The organism is Streptomyces sp. NPDC024632 (assembly GCF_055559175.1).
Genome location: NZ_JBVHLD010000002.1, coordinates 279,603 through 291,638, shown reverse-complemented (window position 1 = coordinate 291,638; position 12,036 = coordinate 279,603). Strand labels below are relative to the sequence as shown.

Annotated in this window: 9 protein-coding genes; 5 read left to right on the top strand and 4 right to left on the bottom strand. The window is 71.1% G+C overall.

Annotation, left to right across the window (positions count from 1 at the left end):
- Positions 1–109 precede the first annotated feature (109 nt).
- From ACZ37P_RS04600 to ACZ37P_RS04590, 3 genes are all read left to right on the top strand, one after another.
- The gene (locus tag ACZ37P_RS04600; protein WP_391043257.1) at positions 110–2,689 is read left to right on the top strand and encodes a bifunctional FO biosynthesis protein CofGH; all 2,580 of its coding nucleotides are present in this window, start codon (positions 110–112) and stop codon (positions 2,687–2,689) included.
- A 156-nt stretch (positions 2,690–2,845) separates the two neighbouring features.
- Entirely contained in the window at positions 2,846–4,066 is a 1,221-nt protein-coding gene (locus ACZ37P_RS04595) for a phosphodiester glycosidase family protein (RefSeq protein ID WP_467344851.1), read from the top strand.
- Positions 4,067–4,309: 243 nt separating this feature from the next.
- Positions 4,310–5,413, top strand: a complete 1,104-nt coding sequence (locus ACZ37P_RS04590) for an ADP-ribosylglycohydrolase family protein (protein WP_391162408.1) — start codon at positions 4,310–4,312, stop codon at positions 5,411–5,413.
- 69 nt (positions 5,414–5,482) lie between these two features.
- On the opposite strand, the gene ACZ37P_RS04585 is transcribed toward ACZ37P_RS04590, so the two are convergent.
- Entirely contained in the window at positions 5,483–7,054 is a 1,572-nt protein-coding gene (locus ACZ37P_RS04585) for a sodium:solute symporter family protein (protein ID WP_467344850.1), read from the bottom strand.
- Positions 7,055–7,486: 432 nt separating this feature from the next.
- Here ACZ37P_RS04585 and ACZ37P_RS04580 point away from each other — a divergent pair, with 432 nt between their 5' ends.
- Positions 7,487–8,275: an SDR family oxidoreductase gene (locus ACZ37P_RS04580; RefSeq protein WP_355337718.1), complete on the top strand. Its 789-nt coding sequence runs from the start codon at positions 7,487–7,489 to the stop codon at positions 8,273–8,275.
- Between the two features lie 96 nt (positions 8,276–8,371).
- Here ACZ37P_RS04580 and ACZ37P_RS04575 read toward each other — a convergent pair whose 3' ends face one another.
- On the bottom strand, positions 8,372–9,562 hold the full coding sequence (locus ACZ37P_RS04575; protein WP_391043265.1) for an aminotransferase-like domain-containing protein: 1,191 nt from the start codon (positions 9,560–9,562) through the stop codon (positions 8,372–8,374).
- 95 nt (positions 9,563–9,657) lie between these two features.
- Between ACZ37P_RS04575 and ACZ37P_RS04570 the strand changes: the two genes are divergently transcribed.
- The gene (locus ACZ37P_RS04570) at positions 9,658–10,536 is read left to right on the top strand and encodes a hypothetical protein (protein ID WP_355337724.1); all 879 of its coding nucleotides are present in this window, start codon (positions 9,658–9,660) and stop codon (positions 10,534–10,536) included.
- Positions 10,537–10,736: 200 nt separating this feature from the next.
- Here the strand turns inward: ACZ37P_RS04570 and ACZ37P_RS04565 are convergent, their stop codons facing one another.
- Together ACZ37P_RS04565 and ACZ37P_RS04560 are read right to left on the bottom strand one after the other, a co-directional pair.
- On the bottom strand, positions 10,737–10,946 hold the full coding sequence (locus ACZ37P_RS04565; RefSeq protein WP_355337727.1) for a DUF397 domain-containing protein: 210 nt from the start codon (positions 10,944–10,946) through the stop codon (positions 10,737–10,739).
- Positions 10,947–11,118: 172 nt separating this feature from the next.
- Positions 11,119–11,976: a helix-turn-helix domain-containing protein gene (locus tag ACZ37P_RS04560; protein WP_355337730.1), complete on the bottom strand. Its 858-nt coding sequence runs from the start codon at positions 11,974–11,976 to the stop codon at positions 11,119–11,121.
- Positions 11,977–12,036 lie beyond the last annotated feature (60 nt).

Below are 12,036 nucleotides of genomic sequence, written 5' to 3'. Positions count from 1 at the left end.
GTATTCCTCGGACGGTCCGATCTCCGGGTGATATTGCCGACAGGGGGATCGGGCCGAAGACGGCCTGAGCCCCCAGCGAATTGTCGGCGGGGCCGCCTATCCTCGGAGAATGACTTCGCCGACGCCCACCGCCAATGCCATGCGCCGCGCCCTGCACCGCGCGGATGAAGGTGTCGCCCTGGACACGGGCGAGGCCGCCGTCCTGCTGCAAGCCCGTGGCCAGGACCTGGCCGGACTCGCGGGCACCGCGGCCCGGCTGCGGGACGCCGGCCTCGAAGCGGTGGGACGGCCGGGCGTCATCACGTATTCGCGGAAGGTCTTCATTCCGCTGACGCGGCTGTGCCGGGACAAATGTCATTACTGCACATTCGTGACCGTGCCCGGCAAGCTGCGCCGTGAAGGGCACGGCATGTACTTGTCGCCCGACGAGGTGCTGGACATCGCCAGGCGCGGCGCCGAAATGGGCTGCAAAGAAGCGCTGTTCACCCTCGGCGACCGCCCCGAGGAGCGCTGGCCCGAGGCGCGCGAGTGGCTGGACGCGCACGGCTACGACGACACGCTGGCGTACGTACGGGCCATGTCGGTGCGGGTGCTGGAGGAGACGGGCCTGCTGCCGCACCTCAACCCGGGCGTGCTGAGCTGGACCGACCTCCAGCGGCTCAAGCCGGTCGCGCCGTCCATGGGCATGATGCTGGAGACGACCGCCACCCGCCTGTGGTCGGAGCCGGGCGCCCCGCACTACGGTTCGCCGGACAAGGAGCCCGCCGTACGGCTGCGGGTCCTGGAGGACGCGGGCCGGTCCAACGTGCCGTTCACCACCGGCATCCTCATCGGCATCGGCGAGACGTACGAGGAGCGCGCCGAGTCGCTCTTCGCGATCCGCAGGACCGCCCGCCGCTACCACGGCATCCAGGAAGTGATCATCCAGAACTTCCGCGCCAAGCCGGACACCGCCATGCGCGGCATGCCGGACGCGGAGCTGGAGGAGCTGGCGGCGGCGATCGCGGTGGCCAGGATCGTGCTCGGCCCGTCCGCCCGCATCCAGGCGCCGCCGAATCTGGTGGACGGCGAGTACGCGCGCTTCATCGAGGCCGGCATCGACGACTGGGGCGGCGTCTCCCCGCTCACCCCCGACCACGTCAACCCCGAGCGCCCGTGGCCGCAGATCGACGAACTGGCCGCCCGTACGGCCGAGTCGGGCTTCGCGCTGCGCGAACGCCTCACCATCTACCCGGAGTTCGTCCAGCGCGGCGAGCCCTGGTTGGACCCGCGCCTGATCCCGCACGTCACGGCGCTCGCCGACCCCGCCACCGGTCTGGCGGACGAGGACGCGCCGGTCGTGGGCCGCCCGTGGCAGGAGCCGGACGAGGGCTTCACCTCGGCCGCCACGGGCCGCACCGACCTGCACCGCACGATCGACACCGAAGGACGTACGGCCGACCGCCGCGACGACTTCGACGAGGTGTACGGCGACTGGGCCGAACTGCGCGAGCAGGCCGCGCCCGGCATGGTCCCCGACCGGGTGGACGCCGACGTCAAGCAGGCCCTGTCGGTGGCCGCCGACGACCCGACCCGGCTCACCGACGCCGAGGCGCTGGCCCTGCTGCACGCGGACGGCCCCGCCCTGGACGCGCTGTGCCGGATCGCGGACGACCTGCGGCGCGCGGTCGTCGGCGACGAGGTGACGTACATCGTCACCCGCAACATCAACTTCACCAACGTCTGCTACACCGGCTGCCGTTTCTGCGCCTTCGCGCAGCGCCGCACCGACGCCGACGCGTACACCCTCTCCCTCGACCAGGTCGCCGACCGCGCCGAGCAGGCCTGGCAGGTCGGCGCCACCGAGGTGTGCATGCAGGGCGGCATCCACCCCGACCTGCCCGGCACCGCCTATTTCGACATCGCGCGCGCGGTCAAGGCCCGCGTCCCCGGCATGCACATGCACGCCTTCTCGCCGATGGAGGTCGTCAACGGCGCGACGCGCACCGGCCTGTCGATCAGCGACTGGCTGGCCGCCGCCAAGGAAGCGGGCCTGGACTCCATCCCCGGCACCGCCGCCGAGATCCTGGACGACGAGGTCCGCTGGGTCCTCACCAAGGGCAAGCTGCCCACCGCCACCTGGATCGAGGTCGTCAAGGCCGCCCACGCGCTGGGCATACGGTCCTCGTCCACCATGATGTACGGCCACGTCGACCAGCCCCACCACTGGCTCGGCCACCTCCGGCTGCTCGCGGAGATCCAGAAGGAGACCGGCGGCTTCACCGAATTCGTCACCCTCCCCTTCATCCACACCAACGCCCCGGTCTACCTCGCGGGCATCGCCCGCCCCGGCCCGACCGCCCGCGACAACCGGGCCGTCACCGCCATGGCCCGCCTGCTGCTCCACCCGCACATCACCAACATCCAGACCAGTTGGGTCAAGCTCGGTGCGGACGGCGCCGCCGAAATGCTCCGCTCCGGTGCCAACGACCTCGGCGGCACGCTGATGGAGGAGACCATCTCCCGTATGGCGGGCTCCAGTTACGGCTCCTACCGCTCCATCCGCGACCTCGTCGCCATCGCCGAGGCCGCGGGCCGCCCCTCCCGCCAGCGCACCACCCTCTACGGTCAGGTCCCCGAAGAGCGCATCACCACCGGTCTCGCCTCCGACGGCCACCTCCCCGATCTCCTCCCGGTCCTGGGCGACTGACGCCCGCCGCGCACCTGAGGGGTGAATTCGCACCACCGTCATGGCCGCGTTTCACCGTGTTCCGGTGCGGGGAGTGCGGGGGTGGTGGAGTCCTGTGGGATACACGGGACCTGAGACACCCTTGGGGGAGCAGTGGCGTGGAGCGGGCGGGCGGGCGTGGCCCTGGCGGTCGCGGCGGGGGTGCTCGCCGGGGGACTGGCGGGGGCGTCGGCCGTCGCGGCGGACAGCGGCGCCGGCGGCGGGCCGCCGTACGAGCGGGTGGAGCGGCTCGGGCCGGGCGTGGAGTACCGGGAGTTCTCGGTGGCGGCCTCGCGGGGGACCGTGCACGGGCATGTGCTGGCGGTGGATCTGCGCGAATCCCGTACGCGGCTCGACCTGTTGACGCCGGGGTCGGTGGCGGCGCGGCAGGCGGTGTCCGGGCTCGCCGACGACCGGCAGGCGGTGGGCGCGGTGAACGGCGACTTCTTCAACATCACCGAGGACCAGCACCCCGGCGTGGCGCCGACCGGTTCCTCGGTGGGCCCGGAGATCGGTTCCGGCCGGGACCTCAAGGCCGCCGTGCCCGACGGCCAGCGCTTCGGGCCCGCGATGCCGCCGGGGGAGACCACGCACGACGTGCTCGGCATGGGCAAGGACCGCAAGGTGCGGCTCGACCGGCTGGACCTGCGCGGGTCGGTCCGCACCCCGCGGGGGAGCATCCCGCTGGGCGGCTACAACCAGTACGCGCTGCCCGTCGGCGGCGTCGGCGCGTACACGGCGGACTGGGGGACGGTCTCCCGGCAGCGGGCGGTCTGCGGCACGGACACCTCGCGCGGCGCCGGATGCAGCACGGACACCTACGAGGTGACGGTACGTCAGGGGCGGGTCGCGGCGGTCGCGCAGGCGCCCGGCGCGGGAGCCATTCCCGCGGGCAGCACCGTACTGCTCGGCCGGGACGCGGGCGCCGACACACTGCGCGCCCTGCGCGTGGGCGACCGCGCGGAGGTCGACAGCCGCCTCACCCCGACGCTCTCGCGCGTGCCGTACGTCTTCGCGGTCGGCGGCTTCCCCGTCCTGCGCGGCGGACAGCCGCTCGCGGGCCTGGACACCACGACGGCGGCCACGCGTACGGCCGCCGGTTTCGACGCGTCGGGCAGCACGCTGTACCTGCTGGCGCTGGACGGCTCCGCCGAGTCCGGCGCGGGTCTGACCATCGCGGAACTTGCGTCCGTCATGAGGGAATTGGGTGCAGATTCGGCGGTGAACCTCGACGGCGGCGGTTCCACGACGCTGGTCGCCCGCGACCCCGGCGCGGCGGCGGTGACCGTACGCAACCACCCGTCGGGCGGCGTCGAGCGCCCGGTCGCCAACGCCATCGGCGTCTTCTCGCGCACGTGAGCCGCGTATGTGCGCCTAACGCCCGAGTCGCGCGGCCCGACGCGCGGACCCGGCTCCCGCGCCCGAGTCCGACACCCTGAGTCGCGCGTCAGAGCATTTCCGGCGCCCGGTCGTATCCGATCGGACCGGCACCGTTCGCGGACCGGCGTCACCAACCCCAGGGCCCCCTTCCGCTCCTGGTGACGTCGGCTATCGTGCTGGCGCAGAACGGGTTCGGATCGGGGTTGATCGAAGGGGACCGCTTTGACCGCTGTCTGGGGTCGCGCGCAGCAGCAGGACTTCCGCAGCCGCGTGCGGGGCTGCCTGCTGGGCGGGGCGATCGGGGACGCGCTGGGCGCGGGCGTCGAGTTCGACTCGTTCGAGGCGATCCAGCGCAATCACGGCACGGACGGCGTCACCGACTACGTTCCGGCGTACGGCAGACGCGGCGCGGTCACCGACGACACGCAGATGACGATGTTCACGGTCGAGGGCCTGATCAGAGCCCAGGTGCGCCGGGACACCGGCGCCTGGCACCCGCCCACAGACATCCACCGCGCCTACCGCCGCTGGTCGGCCACCCAGACCGAGTGGGGGCCCGACGAGCGCCGCAAAGACACCGGCTGGCTGGCCCGCGAGGAGTGGCTCTACGCGCGGCGAGCGCCGGGCGAGGCGTGCCTGAGCGGCCTGTCCGACGACCGGATGGGCACCTTGGAGGAGCCGAAGAACCCCGGCTCCAAGGGGTGCGGCACCGTGATGCGCTCCGCGCCCTTCGGGCTGCTGGTCGGCTGGGAGCCGCAGCTCGTCTTCCAGCTCGCCGTGGAGTGCGCCGCCCAGACCCACGGCCACCCCACCGGGCAGCTCGCCGCCGGAGCCTTCGCCGTCATCGTGCACGGCCTGGCGCGCGGCGAGGCCCTCGACGGCTCCGTCCAGCACGCCCTCGCCCTGCTCGGCGCCCGCCCCGGCCACCAGGAGACGACGGACGCGCTCCAGGGCGCCCTGGGCGCCGTACGGCAAGGGATGCCGTCGCCGCAGCGCGTGGAGGCGCTGGGGGAGGGCTGGACGGCCGAGGAGGCGCTGGCGATCGGCGTCTACTGCGCCCTGGTCGCCGAGGACGTGCGCCACGGGCTGCTGCTCGCCGTCAACCACTCGGGCGACAGCGACTCCACCGGCTCCGTCTGCGGCAATCTGCTCGGCGTCCAGCACGGGGAGACGGCGCTGCCGCCCGCGTGGATCGCCGAGGTGGAAGGGCGCGCCACGCTGCTCCAGCTCGCCGACGACTTCGCCATGGAGATGACGCAGGCGCCGGCCCTGCACGGGCCTTCGGGCGCCAGCCCGGCGTGGCTCGACCGCTACCCGGCCGCCTAGGGCCTGTCCGGCGGATCACCACCGCCCCCGCCGCGGCTCCCCCCGGGAAGGGGAGCCGCCGGACAGGACCTAGTCCGAGACCTTGGTGGGGGTCGGCTCGGAGGAGGGCTCGGGGAGGGAGACGGAGGCCGGTCCGGGGCCGCCCCCGTCATCGGAGTTGATCTTCGCGAGGAGCGCGTCCCGCTCCGGCGTGTCCTCCGGCTTGATCCAGCCGATGACGATGTAGAGGACGAGCGAGACGGCCAGCGGGAGCGAGATCTGGTATTCGAGGTTGACGCCGCCCGAGACGGCGTCGTTGACGGGGTAGTTGAGCAGGTAGAAGGCGAACAGGCCGAGCGCCCAGCTCGTGAGGGCGGCGGTCGGGCCGGAGGTGCGGAAGCGCGGCAGCAGTCCGAGCATGAACGGGATCGCGATCGGCCCCATCAGACCGGCCACCCACTTGATGACGACGGTGATGATGTCCTTGAAGGTGGGGGAGTTGACCTGGGTGGCCACGGCCATGGACAGGCCGAGGAAGGTCAGCGTGGTCAACCGGGCGGCGATCAGGCCGACATGGGCCGACCATTCGCGGGCGGTCTTCGAGAAGGCCGGGGCGATGTCGCGGGTGACGACGGCGGCGATGGCGTTCGCGTCGGAGGAGCACATGGCCATGGTGTGCGAGAAGAAGCCGACCACGACCAGGCCCAGCAGCCCGTGCGGCAGGAGCTGTTCGACCATCAGACCGTACGAGTCCGAGCCGTCCGGCTTCTTGGCGTGCACCAGAAGCGGCGAGATCCACATCGGGAAGAAGAGGATAACCGGCCAGACGAACCACAGGGCCGACGACAGCCAGGCGCTGCGGGTGGCCTCGCGGGCGGAGCCGGTGGCCATGTAGCGCTGGGCCTGGTTCCACATGCCGCCGTTGTACTCGAAGGTCTTGATGAACAGGTACGCCAGCAGGAAGACGGTGGTGTACGGGCCCGCGACCGGGTTGGCGTGGTGCTTGAGCGCGGGCTCGTCCCACACGTTCCAGATGCCGCTGATCCCGCCGACCTTGTTGAGCGCGGCGACCAGCATCGCGAGCCCGGCGATCAACTGGATGACGAACTGGCCGAGTTCGGTGAGCGCGTCCGCCCACAGACCGCCGACCGTGCAGTAGACGGCGGTGATCGCGCCGGTGATGACGATGCCCTGGGTGATGGTGACCCCGGTGAAGACGGACAACAGGGTCGCGATGGCGGCCCACTTGGCGCCGACGTCCACGATCTTGAGCAGCACGCCGGACCAGGCGAGCGCCTGCTGGGTCGTCAGGTTGTAGCGGTTCTTGAGGTATTCGAGCGGCGAGGCCACGTGCAGCCGTGAGCGCAGCCGGTTGAGCCGGGGCGCGAAGAGCTTGGCGCCGATGGCGATGCCGAGCGCGATCGGGAAGGACCAGGTGACGTACGAGGTGATGCCGTAGGTGTAGGCGATGCCCGCGTAACCGGTGAACATCACCGCGCTGTAGCCCGACATGTGGTGCGAGATGCCGGACAGCCACCACGGCATCTTGCCGCCCGCGGTGAAGTAGTCGCCGACGTCGTCGACGCGCTTGTGGGACCAGAGTCCGATCGCGAGCATCACGCCGAAGTACGCGATCAGCACGGTCCAGTCGAGACTGTTCATGTCCCCTCCAGAGGGGTCCGCCTTGTGAACAGGAGCGCACTTCGCTGTGGCGCCGGTCCGGGCGGGTCGCCCCCGTGCGGGAGTGGGGACTTCCGGGATTGAACCCCTCGCGCGGGGGGCCGGTCAAGGGTCTCCGCGTTCAAGAGTCTGAACTCAGATCAGAAAGCCGAACGATTTTACTCGCTCTTTGCCTACCTTGGCATTGTCGTGACCCTGATCACCCACCCACGATGAGCGGACACTTCGCTGGACGTCGCACGAGGCCCGCGGGACGCGCGGGACACAGGAGGCAGCCGTCCGGGATACGGGATCCCGTGCGGACGCAGAGGGGAGCGGCCGATCGCCGACGTGAGCGTGACCGCCGCGGCCTTCCCTCCTGCGGGCGCCCGCCCTATTCTGACGCTCCGTCAGACAACGGTTGCGGAGGCCGACATGCTGCTGAAGGGGAAGACCGTGGTCGTGACCGGCGTCGGCGCCGGACTCGGGCAGCGCGTGGCGGCGGCCGTCGTACGCGACGGCGGACGGGCGGTGCTGGGCGCGCGGACCGCAGAGCGGCTGGCGAAGACGGCGGCCGAGATCGACCCCGCGGGCACCTCGACGGCCTGGCTGCCCACCGACATCGCCGACGGCGCGCAGTGCGAGGCGCTGGCGGCGCTGGCACAGGAGCGGTTCGGCGGGATCGACGCCGTCGTCCAGGTCGCCGCGCTCGACGACTACTTCGGCGGCCTGGAGGACGCGGACTTCGCCGTCTGGCAGCGGGTGCTCGACGTCAATCTGCTCGGGTCGCTCAGGCTCGCCCAGGCGTGCCTGCCCGCCCTCAAGCGCCAGGAGCGCGGCGGCTCCGTCGTGTTCATCGGCACCCAGTCCGCGGTCGCGGCGCCCAGCCAGGTCCGCCAGGCGGCGTACGCGGCCTCCAAGGGCGCCCTCACCTCCGCGATGTACTCACTCGCGCGCGAGCTGGGCCCGTACCGGATCCGGGTCAACACCGTGCTGCCCGGCTGGATGTGGGGGCCGCCCGTGCGGTCCTTCGTCGCGCTCACCGCACGCGCCGAGGGCGTCGGCGAGGACGAGGTGCTGGCCCGCCTCGCCCGCCGCATGGCACTGCCCGAACTGGCCACCGACGGCGACGTGGCGGAGGCCGCCGTGTTCCTCGCCTCCGACCGCGCCCGCGCGATCACCGGACAGTCCCTGCTCGTCAACGCGGGCGAACTGATGCGGTGACGCGCGCCGTTGGACGCGTACGGCGCCGCGCCGTCCGTGCGTACGGCACCGCGCCGTTCCTCGTGCGGGCCGCCGCGCTACCTGCTGTCAACGGCCTCAGGCGAAGACCTTCGCCAGCCGCCGCAGCCCTTCCCCGATCTCCTCCGGCGTGTGCGTCGTGAAGGACATCCGCAGCGCCCCCGCCTCCGGCGCCTGCGCGAAGAACGGCAACCCCGGTACGTACGCCACGTCGTGACCGACCGCGGTCGGCAGCAGCGCCGTCGCGTCGTACCCCGCGGGCAGCCGTACCCACACGAACATGCCGCCCTCGGGCCGGTTCCAGGTGCTGCCGGAGGGCAGCGCGGCCGGCAGCCCGGCGAGCAGCGCGTCGCGCCGGGCGCGGTAGGCGGTACGCACCCGGTCCAGATGGACGTCCAGGTCGTGGTCGGCGAGGTAGCGCGCGGCGGCGGCCTGGTCGACGGTCGAGGTGTGCAGGTCGGCGGCCTGCTTGGCGATCACGCAGGCGCGCAGCAGCGCCGCGGGCGCCCGCAGCCAGCCCAGCCGCATCCCCGGCGACATGATCTTGGAGAAGCTGCCGAGCAGGATCGTCCGGTCGGCGGCCTCGGGCAGCGCCGAGATCCACGGCACGCTCTCGCCCTCGAACCGCAGATCCCCGTACGGGTCGTCCTCCGCGATCCACAGCCCGTGCCGCTCCGCCACCTCGGCCACCGCGCGGCGGCGTTCGAGCGGGAGCGTACGCCCGGTCGGATTCTGGAAGTTGGGCACCAGGTAGAGCAGTTTCGGCCGTTCCCGGCGCGCCACCTCCTCCAGTGCCTCCGGGATCACCCCGTACGCGTCGGTCGGCACCGGCACCACCCGGGCGCCCGCGAAGCCGAAGCACTGGAGCGCCGCCAGATACGTCGGGTTCTCCACCAGCACCACATCGCCGGGCTCGATCAGCGCGGTCGCGATCAGCGCGAGCCCCTGCTGCGAGCCGCCGGTCACCAGGATGTCGTCCATGCCCGTCGCCAGGTCGCGCCCGCTCAGCCGGGCCGCCACGGCCGCGCGCAGCGCGGGATCGCCCTCGGTCGTCGAGTACTGGAGCACCTTGTGCGGCTGCTCGGCCAGGACGCGGGCGTACGCCTCCGCGATGGCCGCCGCGTCGAACAGCTCGGGCGCGGGCAGCCCTCCGGCGAAGGAGATCACCTCCGGCCGCGCGGTCAGCGCCAGGATCTCCCGTACCGGCGAGGCGCCCACCGAGACGGCGCGTGGGGCGAGGGCGGGCACGGCGGCTCGGGTCGAGGTCATGTCCGGCAGCCTACGAAGAATCGTTGCCATGTCCAGGTACTTTCCAGCATCCGGGCACCTTCACTTCTCCCCGGAGCTGACGTAGCGTCAGATTCATGGCTGAGGACGTGAGAACGGGCCCGGACGGCGGAACGGACGTCGAGGCGTACGGACGGCTCGCGGCCGTCGGACCGTACGGCGTCGACGTCGGGCACGCGCTGATCACCATGGTCGAGCCCCACGCCGGGCACGAATACGCGTACAACCGGTGGTACGAGGACGACCACTTCATCGCCGGTGCGATGGCGATGCCCTGGCTGTACGCCGGGCGCCGCTGGGTGGCCACGCGGCCGCTGCTGGACCTGCGGTACCCGGCGGACTCCGCGGTCGCGCGGCCGGTCACCGCGGGCTGCTACCTGTCGCTGTACTGGATCACCGCGGGCCGCTACGACGCGCACATGCGGTGGACGGTCGGCATCAACAAGCGGCTCAATCGCGACGCCCGCGTCTACCACGACCGCACCCACGTCTTCACCGCCTTCCAGGACCGCGCCGCGAGCGTCTACCGGGACGGCGCCGCCGGTCCGCGCGACATCCACGCGCTCGACCACCCGTACCGCGGACTCGTCCTCGAAGTGCTGGAAGCGGAATCCGCGGAAGGCCGGGACGAATTGCTGGAATGGCTGCGGGCCCGCCACCTGCCGAAGAAGCTCGCCGGATCACCGGCGGCGATGGTGGTGATCTTCACGCCCACTGCGCTGCCGCTCGACCGGATGTCTTATGTGAAACAGGTCGAAGGCGTCGAAACCCGGCTCACTCTCCTGTGGTTCCTGCAACAAGATCCACGCGAGGGGTGGGAAGAGCATTTCGCCGGTCACGCCGCCGAGATCGCCGGCCGGACCGACTCGGCGGGGCGCTCGGCGAAAGTGGAATTCATCGCTCCCTTCATTCCGACCATTCCCGGCACGGACACCTACGTCGATCAACTCCGTTGATCCGCTGACGTGATCACCCGGTCCGCTGGGTTGATCACCCGGTCCGCCGCGTTGATCACCCCGTTCGCCGCGTGGATCACCCGGTCCGCCGCGTTGATCACCCTGCCCGGAACATCAGGACAGCAGTGAGCCCCCTCGGCTAGGACGGCGGCCAGACGAGAGGGCTCTTCTGCGGTACTGCTGAAGGTGCGCGCGCTGTACTAGTTGATCGTGAACGCGCCTCGGTCGACGTCCGTGACGAACGCGGTCCACGCCTCAGGGGAAAAGCTGAGGACCGGACCCTGCGGGTCCTTGGAGTCGCGGACCACGACCGACTCGACGGCCGGGGACTTCACTTCGACACAGGCGCCATTTCCGGTGGACCGCGAGGACTTCATCCACGCGGGAGTACTGCCCAGCTTGATTGCCATCTCTGCTCCGGTCTGTGCTGATGGCGGCGGCGAGGTACGCCATTGCCTGACTACGCGCTCGACGCTACTAGCCAACATCACGGACCGGTGAGCCACTTCACCCAAGTGGATGGCATATTCCCAGTAACTCTTCCAATGGGAGTGAGCGGGGGTGTACCGTATCGCCCGCACTTCAGCGGGTGTATCGTTCCGCCGCTTCGGTGATGAACTGCCGGGTCTGTTCGGCGCTGAGCGCCTGGGCCCGCAGATGCTCGTACATCACGCTGTACGCCTGCACATCGGTGTCCTTCTCCAAGTACAGGTCGCTGTTGACGCCTTCGAGATAGACCACCGTGGCATCGGTCGCGTCGGTGAACTCCAGTACCGCGAACTGCCCGCTCAGACCGGGGTGCGCGCCCGCCTCGAACGGCAGCACCTGCACGGTCACATGCGGCAGATGGCTCAATTCCACCAAATGCAGAAGCTGGTCACGCATCACGTGCTCGTCGCCGACCTTGCGGCACAGCGCCGCCTCGTCCACCACGGCCCACATCCGCAGCGGCCCGTCCCGGTCGGTGATCCGCTCCTGCCGGCGCATTCTCACGCTGACGCGCTTGTCGACCTGTTCGGGAGTGGCCTCCGGCAGATTGCCCGCGATCATCGCGGCGGCGTACTCCGGCGTCTGCAACAGGCCAGGCACCACCTGGGGTTCGAAGACCCGCAGACTGGCCGCCTCGGTCTCCAGGCCGATGTACACGCTGTACGGGATGTCGCCGAAGGCATGCCACCAGCCCTGCTGGCGCGACTCCTTGGCCATCTGCATCAGCGAGTCGACGATCCGCACGTCCTCGACGCCGTACACACCGCACAGGTCGCGCACATCGCGCTGGCTGATGCTCCGGCGCCCGTTCTCCAACCGGCTGATCTTCGACTGCGACACCAGGAGCCGGGCGGCGACCTCCTCGGCCGTCATGCCCTTCTGCTCCCGCAACTTGCGCAGTTCCGAACCCAGCCGGCGGCGCCTGACGGTGGGATTGACGTTGGCGACCACTGGACGTGCACCTCCACGCTGAACCTACTGATGGTCAGCAGCCTGCCACTTGCGGTCATC